The 14,375-nt window shown below is 41.9% G+C and carries 9 protein-coding genes; all 9 read left to right on the top strand.

Annotation, left to right across the window (positions count from 1 at the left end; genetic code table 11):
• Position 1: 1 nt before the first annotated feature.
• The 9 genes from SST111_RS08435 to SST111_RS08395 all read left to right on the top strand — a co-directional run bounded on the left by SST111_RS08435 (position 2) and on the right by SST111_RS08395 (position 14,361).
• Positions 2–1,339: an MATE family efflux transporter gene (locus SST111_RS08435; protein WP_099810654.1), complete on the top strand. Its 1,338-nt coding sequence runs from the start codon at positions 2–4 to the stop codon at positions 1,337–1,339.
• Between the two features lie 69 nt (positions 1,340–1,408).
• Complete coding sequence (locus SST111_RS08430; protein WP_024376963.1) at positions 1,409–1,789, top strand: DUF5301 domain-containing protein; 381 nt, start codon at positions 1,409–1,411, stop codon at positions 1,787–1,789.
• A gap of 89 nt (positions 1,790–1,878) precedes the next feature.
• A complete protein-coding gene (gene rimM / locus SST111_RS08425; protein WP_024407853.1) occupies positions 1,879–2,397 on the top strand; it encodes a ribosome maturation factor RimM in 519 nt (172 codons plus the stop codon).
• Complete coding sequence (gene trmD / locus SST111_RS08420) at positions 2,387–3,112, top strand: tRNA (guanosine(37)-N1)-methyltransferase TrmD (RefSeq protein WP_002941457.1); 726 nt, start codon at positions 2,387–2,389, stop codon at positions 3,110–3,112. Before rimM ends, trmD begins: the two co-directional genes overlap by 11 nt.
• 30 nt (positions 3,113–3,142) lie before the next feature.
• Positions 3,143–4,198: a pyridoxal phosphate-dependent aminotransferase gene (locus SST111_RS08415; RefSeq protein ID WP_180274047.1), complete on the top strand. Its 1,056-nt coding sequence runs from the start codon at positions 3,143–3,145 to the stop codon at positions 4,196–4,198.
• A 103-nt stretch (positions 4,199–4,301) separates the two neighbouring features.
• Positions 4,302–5,051, top strand: a complete 750-nt coding sequence (locus SST111_RS08410) for a DeoR/GlpR family DNA-binding transcription regulator (RefSeq protein WP_099810650.1) — start codon at positions 4,302–4,304, stop codon at positions 5,049–5,051.
• Positions 5,048–5,959 (top strand): 1-phosphofructokinase, encoded by a 912-nt coding sequence (gene pfkB, locus SST111_RS08405; protein ID WP_099810648.1) that lies wholly within the window; start codon positions 5,048–5,050, stop codon positions 5,957–5,959. Before SST111_RS08410 ends, pfkB begins: the two co-directional genes overlap by 4 nt.
• A complete protein-coding gene (locus SST111_RS08400) occupies positions 5,956–7,911 on the top strand; it encodes a PTS fructose transporter subunit IIABC (RefSeq protein ID WP_099810646.1) in 1,956 nt (651 codons plus the stop codon). The genes pfkB and SST111_RS08400 overlap by 4 nt, the downstream gene beginning before the upstream one ends.
• Before the next feature lie 192 nt (positions 7,912–8,103).
• On the top strand, positions 8,104–14,361 hold the full coding sequence (locus SST111_RS08395) for a ZmpA/ZmpB/ZmpC family metallo-endopeptidase (protein ID WP_099810644.1): 6,258 nt from the start codon (positions 8,104–8,106) through the stop codon (positions 14,359–14,361).
• Positions 14,362–14,375 lie beyond the last annotated feature (14 nt).

Raw genomic sequence — 14,375 nt, 5'->3', positions numbered from 1 at the left:
TATGTACCAAACAAGAAATAACAAAGAAAAGCTCTGGCTTTTTATCAAAATATTTTTGCCCATTTTAATTTATCAATTTGCTAATTATTCGGCCTCCTTTATTGATACCATGATGACAGGCCAGTACAGCACCATGGATTTGGCAGGTGTTTCCATGGCAACCAGTCTTTGGAATCCGCTTTTTTCATTTCTAACAGGGATTGTATCTGCATTGGTCCCAATCATCGCTCAACATTTAGGAAAAGGTGAAAGAGATAAGATTCGTGAGGAGTTTCATCAGTTTGTCTATCTAGCCCTTGGGCTGACAGTCCTTCTCTGGCTCTTGGTCTACCTGCTTGCCATTCCCGCCTTGGCACAGTTTGACCTTGACAAAGAGGTCTTTCAGGTCGGCAGGCAGTACCTCTATTTTATTTCCATTGGCATCCTGCCTCTCTTACTCTTTAGTGTTTGTCGCTCTTTTTTCGACGCCCTCGGCTTAACCCGACTCTCCATGTACCTCATGTTGCTCCTTGTCCCATTTAACAGTCTATTTAACTATCTCTTAATTTATGGGAAAATGGGCCTCCCGGCCCTAGGCGGAGCTGGAGCTGGATTGGGTACTGCTTTAGCTTACTGGGCGGTACTGCTAGTAATCGTCATTGTCATGTGCAAAAATAAGACCATTGCAACTTATCAGATTTGGCGGTGGAGTCCGATTGATGGGACTTTACTGAAAGAAGGACTGAAAATCGGGCTTCCCATCGGTTTACAAGTCTTTGCAGAAGTTGCAATTTTTGCAGTAGTAGGGCTCTACATGGCAAAATTTTCAGCCCAGATTATAGCAGCCCACCAGTCAGCTATGAACTTTGCGACATTATTATATGCCTTTCCTGCCTCAGTTTCTTCAGCCCTAGCCATTGTCATTGCCTATGAAGTAGGGGCTGAACGACCTCAGGATGTGAAAGCCTACAGCCGTTTAGGACGCTTGGTTGCACTTGGTTTTGCAGGCTTAACACTCACTTTCCTATATTTTTTCCGCTCCAAAGTTGCCTACCTTTATGGTAATGATGTAGAATTTATCCGTCTGACCTCGCATTTCCTTAGCTTTGCCCTCATGTTCCAGTTAGCAGATGCCTTTACCGCACCTATTCAGGGGATATTACGTGGTTACAAGGATACGACTGTTCCCTTTGTACTTGGTTTGGTTGCCTATTGGTCCATGACATTCCCAGTTGCCTTATTACTTGAAAGATTTTTCCAAATGGGACCAGAAGCCTATTGGATTGGTCTTATTTCAGGGATTTTTGTCTGCGGGATTGCCCTAAGATTACGGTTGCAGAAAATTGCTAGCAGTCAATAGATTTCGATGTTTTTGCTTGACAGATTTTCTGAGCTTGATATAATTTACTAAAAAAGGGTGGGTTTTATTATGAAAAAGAAATGGTTGATTTTTGTTGTTTTATCTTGTATTTCCTTGCTGCTTGGGTATCAATTTTTGAAGAAAACTGAAATTCGTTTACCTCAAGCCGACCAGATTGTAATTAGTAATCAGGATGGTGGAGAGCTAAGAACTCTAAAAGGTAGTGAAATGAGCGATTTTTTGTCGGAGCTTTCCCAAATTCATCCCTATCTTTTCAAAGATGCTAGCACCAATGATCAGCCAGTCGGGGTAGAGGAATATTATCGACTAACCTTTCAACCCAATAACAAAATAGCCTATCTATATGAAAAGAATGGTAAGACCTATTTGGAATTTCCTTATGAGTTGACAGTTAGGACCAAAAAGTCCTTGTCTGAGTTAATAGATTAGAAGAAGTCGGAGGCATCCGGCTTTTTCTCTCTTGTGAAAATATCTTGCTCATGTTAAAATAAAAGGATAGAAAATCAAATGGAGAAATTATGAATTATTTTAACGTAGGAAAGATTGTTAACACGCAAGGCCTACAAGGGGAAATGCGTGTTTTGTCTGTGACCGATTTTGCAGAAGAACGTTTTAAAAAAGGGGCAAAGCTTGCACTTTTTGATGACAAGGATCAGTTTGTCATGGAAGTGGAAATTGCTAGTCACCGTAAGGCTAAGAACTTTGATATTATCAAGTTTAAGGGCATGTACCATATCAACGATATTGAAAAGTACAAGGGCTTTAGTTTGAAAATTGCCGAGGAAAACTTGACTGACCTTGAAGATGGTGAGTTTTATTACCATGAAATTATCGGCTTGGATGTCTATGAGAATGATACTCTGATCGGACAAATCAAGGAAATCTTGCAGCCAGGTGCCAATGATGTCTGGGTGGTGAAACGAAAAGGTAAGAAAGACCTGCTCTTGCCATATATTCCACCTGTTGTCTTGAACATTGATATTCCAAATAACCGTGTCGATGTGGAATTGCTCGAGGGCCTAGACGATGAGAATTGATATTTTGACCCTCTTCCCTGAGATGTTTGCACCTCTAGAACACTCTATTGTGGGTAAGGCGCGTGACAAGGGCTTGTTGGAAATCAACTACCACAATTTCCGAGAGAATGCTGAAAAGGCTCGCCATGTGGACGATGAACCCTATGGTGGAGGACAAGGCATGTTGCTCCGTGCCCAGCCAATTTTTGATACTATGGATAGCATTGAACAAACCAAGCCACGTGTTATCTTGCTGGATCCCGCTGGGCGTACTTTCAATCAGGCCTATGCCGAAGAATTAGCACAGGAGGAGCAGCTGATTTTCATTTGCGGTCACTATGAAGGATATGATGAGCGGATTAAGACCTTGGTAACAGATGAGATTTCTCTCGGAGACTATGTTCTGACAGGTGGAGAGTTGGCAGCTATGACCATGATTGATGCTACCGTTCGCCTGATTCCAGAGGTTATTGGCAAAGAAGTCAGTCATACGGATGATAGTTTTTCATCAGGGCTATTGGAATATCCTCAATACACCCGACCATACGAGTATCGTGGAATGGTAGTGCCAGATGTTCTCATGAGTGGGCACCATGAAAATATTCGTAAATGGCGTTTGGAAGAGAGTCTACGCAAAACCTATCAACGTCGTCCAGACTTGTTAGAAAACTACAACTTTACAGCTGAAGAGTTAACTATTTTTGAAAAAATCAAAGCAGAAGACACAGTTGATTAGACTGTGTTTTTCTTGCTAGAAGGAGAAATGATGAAACGCAAGGTATTTGAACATTACCAACCCTATAAGTTAGGAAAAATTGCCAAATACGACTTGGGCAATAATGAAAATCGTATTATTGACTGGTCCTTTTTACCGCAAAAGACCTTAGAGAGCTTAGAAGTTGGTCAATTGAGCTTTTACGGTGACAATACTTACTCAGAGTTGATTGAGAAATATGCGGCCTATCTTGGAGTGAATCCCAAACAAGTAACAGTAGGTGTGGGCTCTGATCACCTTATTCACATGATTGTTTCCACCTTTATGGAAAAGGATGATACTTTTTTGACTGTCAATCCAGACTTCTTCATGTATGAAACCTATAATCACATGCATGGTAGCCGTTTTGAAGCCATTGATTTGGAAGCAAAAAACGATACACTCGTCCTGCCAGTAGAGAAATTGTTGGTGCGTGCGGAGGAGGTGAAGGCAAAGATAATCATGCTTTCCAATCCTAACAATCCTTCATCGGTTGCCTATTCTATGAAAGATTTGAAAAGGCTAGCGAGCTCTTTCAAGGGATTGCTGGTTATTGACGAGGCCTATATTGAATTTGCAGAAGTTGAAAGTTTCATCAGTCGACTTGAAGAATATGAGAATGTCTTAGTCTTGCGTACACTTTCCAAGGCTTTTGGGCTTGCAGGTTTGCGGGTTGGTTTTGCGGTTGGAAGTGAAGAGCTTATTTATGAGCTAGACAAGGTTATCCCACCTTTTAGCCTATCAAACTTGACTGCAAAAATGGCAGCCATTGCATTGAATTATACAGACAAAGTTTTAGAAACAGTGGGAGTAATTCAGAATTTGCGAGAAGAAATGATTTTATTCTTGCAAGGGTTAGATAACTGTCAAGTTCTACCTAGTCAGGCTAGTTTTGTAACGTTTAAAGCACCGTGGGCAGAAGAATTTTATCAGCAAGCCTTGGCACAGGATTGGAATTTCAAATATTATCCAACAGGTAAATTAGAGGGGCATATTCGTCTATCTATTGGTCGTCCAGAAGAAATGGACATGATGAAAAAAATGATTGAGAAACTAGTGGAAGTGTAGATTCTGCTAGTATTTTTGTTTTTTTTGAAAGAAAATGATAGAAAATGATTGACAATGGCAGAAAAACGTGTATAATGGTTTTTGTAAACGATTGCAGGAGGTGTTGGATATTCTCAAATCAGAACGCAAACAAGTCATATTAGAACGCATTCAAGCACAACAATTTGTCCGACTGGAAGAATTGATTGATATTCTAGAAACATCCGAATCCACTGTTCGTAGGGATTTGGATGATTTAGAGTCATCTGGAAAACTTCGGCGCGTGCATGGAGGAGCAGAAGCGTTAACGCATCTGCAACAAGAAGAATCTATTCAACAAAAATCCGTCAAAAACATTCATGAAAAACGACAACTTGCCCAAACAGCAGCCGCTTTGATTGAAGATGGAGAAGTAATTTTTCTAGATGCTGGAACGACAACTGAATTAATGATAGAGCACTTACAAAATCGACAGTTGACAGTCGTGACCAATTCCATTCACCATGCGGTGAAGTTGGTTGAACGAAAAATTAAAACCATTATCATTGGTGGCTTTGTCAAGGAATCGACTGATGCGTCTATCGGAGCAGTGGCCGTTGATCAAGTGCGACAGCTCAATTTTGATAAAGCTTTCATCGGAATGAATGGGGTGGATAAGGAATATTTGACAACTCCAGATATAGAGGAAGCGACCTTGAAGCGAACGGTTTTGGAAAATGCCAAGAAGCCATTTGTTCTCGTAGACGCTTCAAAATTCGGTCAATTTTCATTTGTCAAGGTGGCAAATATTGAGCAAGCAACGTTGATTACTACCGCAAAGGATAGTAGTTTACTAAAAATACTAAAAGGAAAAACGAGGGTAATCGAAGTATGATTTATACAGTGACACTCAATCCTGCTATTGACTATATCATTCGACTGGACCATGTTGAAACAGGTAGCATCAATCGGATGGAGAGTGATGATAAATATGCTGGTGGTAAAGGAATCAACGTGAGTCGTATTCTCAAACGTTTGGGCTATCAGAATACAGCGACCGGATTTCTTGGAGGATTTACAGGTCAGTTCATCAAGGATGGACTTGTAGCAGAAGAAATCGCTACAGATTTCGTTGCTGTTGACCAAGATACGCGTATCAACGTAAAAATTAAAGCAGACCAAGAAACCGAAATCAACGGACTTGGACCTGTAGTAACAGCCAGCCAGTTGGCAGAGCTGGAAATGATTTTAGCGGGGCTGACGCCACAAGATACGGTTGTCTTTGCAGGGTCTGCACCAGCCAGCCTTGGAAATGAAGTCTATAATAGACTGATTCCTGTGGCTAAAAAAGCAGGAGCGCAAGTGGTCTGTGACTTTGAAGGTCAAACACTTCTAGACTCACTAGCACACCAGCCACTCTTGGTCAAGCCTAACAACCATGAACTTGAAGCAATCTTCAATGTCGAATTGAATGGCATTGCAGACATCGAGACCTATGCTAAGAAAATCTTAGACATGGGAGCTCAGAATGTTATCATTTCTATGGCTGGTGATGGTGCTTTGTTGGTCACTCCAGCAGCTACTTACTTTGCTAAACCAATCAAGGGTACAGTGAAAAACTCTGTCGGAGCTGGAGATTCCATGGTGGCAGGTTTTACAGGTGAATACGTTCGCTCACAAGACCCAATCGAAGCCCTCAAATGGGGAGTTGCTTGCGGTACGGCAACAGCCTTTTCAGATGATTTGGCAAGTATCGAATTTATTAAGGAAACTTATGAAAAAGTTGAGGTAGAAACAATATGAAAATTCAAGACGTTTTGAGAAAAGATGTCATGTTGCTTGATTTGCAAGCGACAAGCAAGGAAGCAGTTATCGATGAAATGATTACTAGCTTGGTAGAAAAAGGATATGTAACAGATTTTGAAGTATTCAAAACAGGTATCATGAACCGTGAAGCGCAAACGACAACAGGTCTTGGTGACGGTATCGCAATGCCACACGCTAAAAATGCAGCTGTCAAAGAAGCGACTGTTCTCTTTGCAAAATCAAACAAGGGTGTTGATTACGCAAGTCTTGACGGTCAACCAACTGACTTGTTCTTTATGATTGCCGCTCCAGAAGGTGCTAACGACACGCACTTGGCTGCCCTTGCTGAATTGTCTAAATACTTGATGAAGCCAGGTTTTGCAGATAGACTTCGTGCCGTAACGAACCCAGAAGAAGTCATTGCGGTCTTTGACACAGCTGAAGAAGCAGATAAGGCGTCTGAAGAAGTGGTTGCAGCACCAAGCGGTGACCGTCCATTTATCGTTGCTGTTACAGCATGTACAACAGGTATTGCTCACACATACATGGCGGAAGAAGCACTTAAGAAGCAGGCGGCTGAAATGGGTGTTGACATCAAGGTTGAAACAAACGGTGCTTCAGGTGTTGGAAACAAACTAACCGCTGAAGATATCAAGAATGCAGCTGGTGTTATCATCGCAGCAGATAAGGCTGTTGAAATGCCACGTTTCAATGGTAAGCCGTTGGTATCTCGTCCAGTTGCAGCAGGTATCAAACAACCTGAAGAATTGATTAACCTTATCTTGGATGGTAAAGCGTCAGTCTACACAGCGTCAGAAGGAGCAGCTACTGTGGAATCTTCAGAAAAACTCAGTCTTGGTAAAGCCTTCTACAAACACTTGATGAGTGGTGTTTCTCAAATGTTGCCATTCGTTATCGGTGGTGGTATCTTGATCGCCCTTGCCTTCTTAGTGGATAACTTTATTGGTGTGCCGAATGACAGCCTTAGTAACTTAGGATCTTATAATGAAATAGCTTCTATGTTCATGAAGGTTGGTCAGGCAGCCTTTGGCTTCATGCTGCCACTTCTTGCAGGGTATATTGCTTACTCTATCGCTGAAAAACCAGGTTTGGTTGCAGGTTTCGTAGCTGGCGCCATCGCCAACAGCGGTCTTGCGTTCGGAAAAATTCCTTACGCAGCTGGTGGTGAAGAAACGCTTGCCCTTGCTGGTGTATCATCTGGTTTCTTGGGTGCCCTCGTCGGTGGTTTCCTTGCGGGTGGTGTGGTCCTTGTTCTTCGAAACGCTTTGCGTAACCTACCAAAATCACTCCAAGGTTTGAATGCCATCTTGCTTTTGCCACTTTTAGGTACAGCAATCACTGGTTTCTTGATGTTCTTTGTCAATATTCCAATGGCAGCTATCAACACAGGTATGAACACTTTCCTTGCAGGTCTTGAAGGTAGCTCTGCTATTCTCCTCGGCCTTGTCCTCGGTGGTATGATGGCAGTTGATATGGGTGGTCCAGTTAACAAGGCAGCTTATGTCTTTGGTACTGGTACACTTGCAGCAACAGTTTCAAATGGCGGTTCAGTTGCTATGGCAGCAGTTATGGCCGGTGGTATGGTTCCTCCGTTGGCAATCTTTGTAGCGACACTCTTGTTCAAGAACAAGTTCACGCAAGAAGAGCGTAACTCAGGTTTGACAAACATCGTTATGGGCCTTTCATTCATTACTGAAGGTGCAATTCCATTCGGTGCTGCTGACCCAGCTCGTGCTATCCCAAGCTTTATCGCTGGTTCTGCCCTTGCAGGTGCCTTGGTTGGTTTGTCAGGCATCCAATTGATGGCGCCTCACGGTGGTATCTTCGTTATCGCTTTGACTTCTAACCCACTTCTTTACCTTGCTTATGTAGCAATTGGTGCAGTAGTATCAGGTGTTCTTTACGGTGTACTTCGTAAAGCTAAATAAGATTGTAAACCTTGTCATTTGACGAGGTTTTTTCATCTGGAAAATGCTATATTTAGATCAAGATATAAATAATTATGTAAATAATACCAAATATAGTATATTGAGCCATATTTTGTTTGTTTTAAAACAGTATATTATTAGAAAAAATATGCTATACTTTTAAGTAAGAAGAAACAAACGAAGGAGCTTCATATGTTTTGGAAGGAAAAGCAAAATAAGTTTTCTATTCGCAAATTTAATAGAGGCGTTGCATCAGTTATTATTGGTATGACTGCCGCCTTATTTTTTGTACCAAATTTGGCTATTAAAGCAGAATTGACAGCTCTTGCCCATACAAATGTAGCAAGAGAACAGATTTCCTATAAATATGTCCTTTATTCGGAACTGACATCAGATGAGAAGGCACGAATTCAAGCGACCATTCCAGCAAGGCAGGTTGGGGATACCCATACTTACTATATGGTCTATCGGCCAAAGACAAATTTGCCTCAAACAGGAGATATACCGATTTTTACAAGTAGTCTGGTTGGTTTAGGGCTATTGATTATCGGTCTATCTCTTACAAAAGATAGGAAAAAACGAATTGTTAGAAGTCTGATTATTTTAACTGCTACAGGTAGTCTTTCAGTGGCTGCAATTTCTACAGGTAGCCTCTCAGGTTTTGATAAACAATTTAGCCTTGCCATAGGTGAAGCTTTGCCACAAGCAGTGATTTCTATAGATCAACATGAATTTGTAGGTTATATTTTAGAAGGGCATGTTAATTCTGAAGCAATCACAGTTAGCGAAGCAATTATTGATGAGCAAGGGTCATCGAGCGAATTGATATTGCCAAATATATTGGTTGAGGGAATATCTAAGCATTCAGAAGCTCCCATTGTTGATGATATTATTCCTGAGGAACCAACAGCGCCTGTTGCCCCAAGTTCTCCAGTTACGGAACAACCAGAAGAACCGGAAACTCCCGTTCCACCATCAACAGAAGATGAAGTTCAGCCCGAGGAACCAACAGATCCTGTTGTCCCAAGTGCCCCAGTAACGGAAGAGCCAAAAGTACCTGAAACACCAGTTTCTCCAACGGTTGAGGATGAAGTTCAACCCGAGGAACCAACAGCGCCAGTTGGCCCAAGTTCTCCAGTTACGGAAGAACCAGAGGTTCCCGTCACTCCCGTTCCACCATCAACAGAGGATGAAGTTCAACCCGAGGAACCAACAGCGCCAGTTGGCCCAAGTGCCCCAGTTACGGAAGAACCAGAGGTTCCCGTCACTCCCGTTCCACCAGCTACAGAAGTCGAAGTTCTACCTGAGGAACCAACAGCGCCTGTTGTCCCAAGTTCTCCAGTTACGGAAGAACCAAAGGTTCCCGTCACTCCCGTTCAACCATCAACAGAAGATGAAGTTCTACCCGAGGAACCAACAGATCCAGTTGTCCCAAGTTCTCCAGTTACGGAACAACCAGTAGCCCCCGTCACTCCCGTTCCGCCAGCAACAGAAGATGAAGTTCAACCTGAGGAACCAACAGCGCCTGTTGCCCCAAGTGAACCGGTTACTGAACAGCCAGAAGCCCCCGTTCCACCATCAACAGAAGTCGAAGTTCAACCCGAGGAACCAACAGCGCCTGTTGTCCCAAGTGAACCAATAACGGAAGAGCCAAAAGTACCTGAAACACCTGTTTCTCCAACGGTTGAGGATGAAGTTCTACCTGAGGAACCAACAGCGCCTGTTGACTCAAGTTCTCCAGTAACGGACGAGCCTGAAGCTCCCGTTCCACCATCAACAGAAGATGAAGTTCTACCCGAGGAACCAACAGCGCCTGTTGACCCAAGTAACCCAGTTACTGAACAGCCAGAAGCCCCCGTTCCACCAGCTACAGAAGATGAAGTTCAACCCGAGGAACCAACAGAGCCAGTTGTCCCAAGTGCCCCAGTAACGGAACAGCCAGAAGCTCCCGTTCCACCATCAACAGAAGATGAAGTTCTACCTGAGGAACCAACAGCGCCAGTTGTCCCAAGTTCTCCAGTAACGGACGAGCCAGAAGCCCCCGTTCCACCATCAACAGAAGTCGAAGTTCAACCCGAGGAACCAACAGCGCCTGTTGCCCCAAGTGAACCAATAACGGAACAACCAGAAGCTCCCGTTCCACCATCAACAGAAGATGAAGTTCAACCCGAGGAACCAACAGCGCCTGTTGTCCCAAGTTCCCCAGTTACGGAAGAGCCAGAAGCTCCCGTTCCACCATCAACAGAAGATGAAGTTCTACCTGAGGAACCAACAGATCCAGTTGTCCCAAGTTCTCCAGTAACGGAAGAGCCAGAAGAACCTATTAAAACCAAACCGAAGTTAGTTTTATCAATTCTTAAAGAAAATGTAGATGATAAGAGTGTAGAACTAAGCTATACACTGACAGATAGTGATTCCACATTTGTCAAGGTTTTGGTATCTCTATACAAAGGGGATGAATTAGTCACAGAAAAAGAAATTCTAACAAAAGAAGAGCTATACAAGGTTCAATTTGCTAACTTACTACTGAACACTGAATATAAAGTTAAAACACGATTTGCCTATAATTTAGGTAGTGATGATGTGGAAGAAGAGCTCAGAACAGAAAAATTTGAACTAGAAAATAAATTACTGGAATTACGAGAATACAAGAGTATTGAGCTGTATCAGGTTGATGAATTTGGTGAGAAAACAAGGGTCACAGCCTTGACTAGCGCTCCAATTTCTTCAGAAAACTACCTTGTTAAGATTTCTACTGTAAACAATAAAGATATTTACCTCCCCGTCGATAACTTCGAGAATGATGTCAATGGCATTAAGGTGAGCATTATTCATCCAAAATTAGTAAAATTTAATCAGAACAATTCTAGTTTCGATGAACACCATACCTTTACAGTTGACAAGCTTGTCTTACAAGAGGGGGCCTACAGTAAATTTAGTGAATTAGTAGATGCTATCAATAACAATCCTAGTGGAACTTATTATCTAGCTGCTGATATGGTTGTTGATAAGGAGGTTTCGACCGACACCTACATTACCAAAGAATTTACTGGAAGTCTGAAGAGCCTAGGTGAGCAAAAGACTTATTCTATTTTGCAGTTGGATAGACCGCTGTTCAGCACGCTCAAGAATGCAAGGGTAGAAAATATCTCCTTAAAAGACGTGGCTATTTCAAACGACCAAACGGAAGTAGCAGCTCTAGCTAAGAAATCAGACAAGTCTACCATCGATAAAGTTTCTGTTTCAGGGAATATTACTGCCAAACAAAATATTGCTGGTATTGTCTATAACGCTACAAACGGTACGACCATTAGTAATTCAATTGTTAATGTGAACCTAAGCAATACAGCAAGTCATGAAACATATCATATTGGTGGTGTTACAGGGATTTTAAATAGTTCAACCATTGATAAGGTGCGAGCTACTGTTGCGATTGATGCTAAAACTGCAAGTGGTCGCGGACAAAAAATTGGTGGTGTTACAGCAGAGATGATTGTGTCAACCCAGCAACCGATCATGACAAATGTCTATGTTACAGGAAAAATAGAAGCTAGTGCCCCAGCTGATACAGGTGGTGTGGTTGGTTTAGCTAGGATGTCTGTCTTGAATAATATTGCAACAGGTGCATCTGTTACAAATGGAGGTATCATCGCTTCGGGTCAAACTCAATCTGCCACAGCATGGTCAAGCATAAGCAATCTGTATAGTGTTGAAGGTCATGCAGCAGGCCAACCAAATCCTACCATTCAGTCTACAAGCCTTTCTCAAGAAGCCGTGCTAGAGAAAATCAAGGCATGGGGAATTCCAACAACACCAACCACGACAGGACAGGAAAATAGCGACAGTCAGTCGAATTCAGTGCAGACCATTGATTATAACCAGGTTCAAAATGCTCAGGCTGAACGAAGAACTGCCTATGAAAACACTGCTAAGTTGTTGCCTTTCTATGACCGGAATACGATTGTTAAATATGGTAACTTGATTGATGAAGCAAGTAATCTCTATAGCAAGCCTATCCAGTCAGTTCTGACCTTGAATGAGGATGGAGTAGCAACAAATATCTATGACCAACACGCTTCCTTGACCAAATTACTGATCCATTATGAAGATGGAACTTCAGAAGTTCTGCCTTTGGTATTTAAGGGAGAGTACGGCAATACCAAGGTTGTTGAATACCGCTTAGGTGAACAACTTCTCTATACACCAGAACAATTACTATCTCTGGAAACCAGTCTCATCGATGAACTAGTGACAGCATTTTCTCAGGTTAATCTTTACAGCCAAGAGATGGCTGACATCTTACATATCCAAACTGCAGACAAGCACGCCAAACTAAAAGACTTGTATTTAGATGAATCCTTTGCAGAAGTCAAAGCCAATCTTGAAGAACATATCAAAGGTTTGCTGGCCAATAGACTGGTAGTTGATACCACAAGCAAGGCTGTCAGGGATGTCATTAAAAAAGAATTCTTGGCAGATAAAGAAAAAATTATGTTCGCCCTTGCCTACCTCAATAGGCTATATGGCATTAAATATGGAGATACCAATATCAAGAATATTGTGCTCCATCATGCAGATTTTTATAATCGTCAATTAGATACTCTAGACTGGTTGAAGTCATTTACAAATCAGATAATCAAGGATACAGATCAGTATTATGTTTCACAACAAGGCTACGAAGATATGTATTTTGACAGGTTAACGCTTGCCAATAATGCAGAAATTCATAAAGAACGTTTTGGGGCACTCTCTAGTCAACTTGGAACAGTTCGTGATTTCTTGGAATACAATAAGAAATTGTTCTTGGGGGAAACTGATTCAAGGAAGTGGTTTAAAGAAGCGACCAATGCCTTTGTTTATGAAATTCCATCCAATGCAAACTCTAGCATTGACACCAGTCTATATAGTCATCTGGGACGTATTCCACGCTATGAAAAATACTACTTGCCATTGCTGAATATCAAGGAGAAGGATGATATTTTCGTAATGAGCTCAATGGCAACAGTAGCCTTTGGTGGTTATGGAAGATATGTGGATACGGCTTTGAAAAAGACCAATCCAGAACAATATTACCAAGCAGTTAAGACAGTACAGACAAGTCTGATACCGAAACACGGGAAACGATTAGGTGACTTTTTGGATATGTGGTATCAGATGGCAGATTCTCATCTGAGAGACAAGTTTATCCAACGCTCAACTGAAATTTGGGATGGTTACTGGATCAAGGATTCAAATGCATTTGAAGACCAAACTGATAAACGTCGTTGGGCAGATAAGTATGACCAGGAATACCGCTATGTTCAGGAGTTGGCAGGTCCCTTGAATGAATGGCATAGACAATCAAGAGATAGTGCCTTTTCAGATACAGTAACCTTTGTAAAATTCTCAAATCGGGACATGCTATCGGATTTAGGTGATTCGACCATGAGCCATGAATTGGTCCATAACTATGATGAAACGATCATGTTGGATGGTTATAAGCGTCGTCCTGGTCAAGATGCAGAATCCTATGCTATGGGCTTGTTGCAGTCATCAGCTGGTGGAGGTATTTATTACTATGGATTTAACTTCATGAATGAACATAGTCCAAATACTCCACACAATGTTTCAAGTAGTCGTTTCAAAACAAAAGAGGACTTGCAAACCTATCTAAAAGGGATCTTTGATGTTACCTACCTCTTGGATGCAGTCGAAATCCAAGCCATTGCTGCTAAGGGGAAAGAGGCTTATCCTTACTTCTTTAACAAGATAGAGTTGGTCCCAGTCAATGATGCGAATACCAATCAGTCCCTCATCTATCAGAACGCTCATGACCGTATTAGAAAATTAAGGGATGATGAACTGGATAACCTGAATATTGCGACTATCAACGATGCGATTGATCATGCCCTTGTTGCCAAATCATCATTCTTACTAGAACAAGATTATTTGCGCGAAAATTTGAAGAACTATTATTTCGTACCGCTTTATTATCCGATTTATGCAGGCTTGCAAAATAATAGTGGGACTGTTGGTGGTTTACAATTCCGTAAGACGGCCTTGGAACTTCTTGCTGCAAAAGGTTGGGAAGAAGGCTTTATTCCTTATGCAACAGACAAGCTAAAAGCGGAAGCAGAGGCGGCAGGTCAGCCACTATCTGATCAGTTTATTTTTGAAAAAATATTTGCTAATCAATATGCGGATTATACAAGCTTCAAAAAAGCTTTGTACAAAGAGCGCTGGGATAAGAAGGATAGACTGAAAGCCATCACGATTAGCTTCAATGGTCAGACTGAAACAATGGATAATATTGAAACGCTGAGTAGGCTGATGGCAGAGGCAGTTGATAAAGATTACCAAGCAGCTCAGAATGGTCAAATAGGATTTAATCGCCAAGGTTTGAAAGATGCTATTTTGAAAGCCTATGTCAAGCTAACAGATAGTTTCAGTTCCTCTATATTTGGAGAATGATGGAAGTCTGCTCT

Origin of the sequence: Streptococcus suis YS161 (genome assembly GCF_002760245.1) — a bacterium.
Lineage (GTDB): Bacteria > Bacillota > Bacilli > Lactobacillales > Streptococcaceae > Streptococcus > Streptococcus suis_I.
Note: the sequence above shows the minus strand (reverse complement) of the source record. Positions and strands in the feature narration are given on the sequence as shown.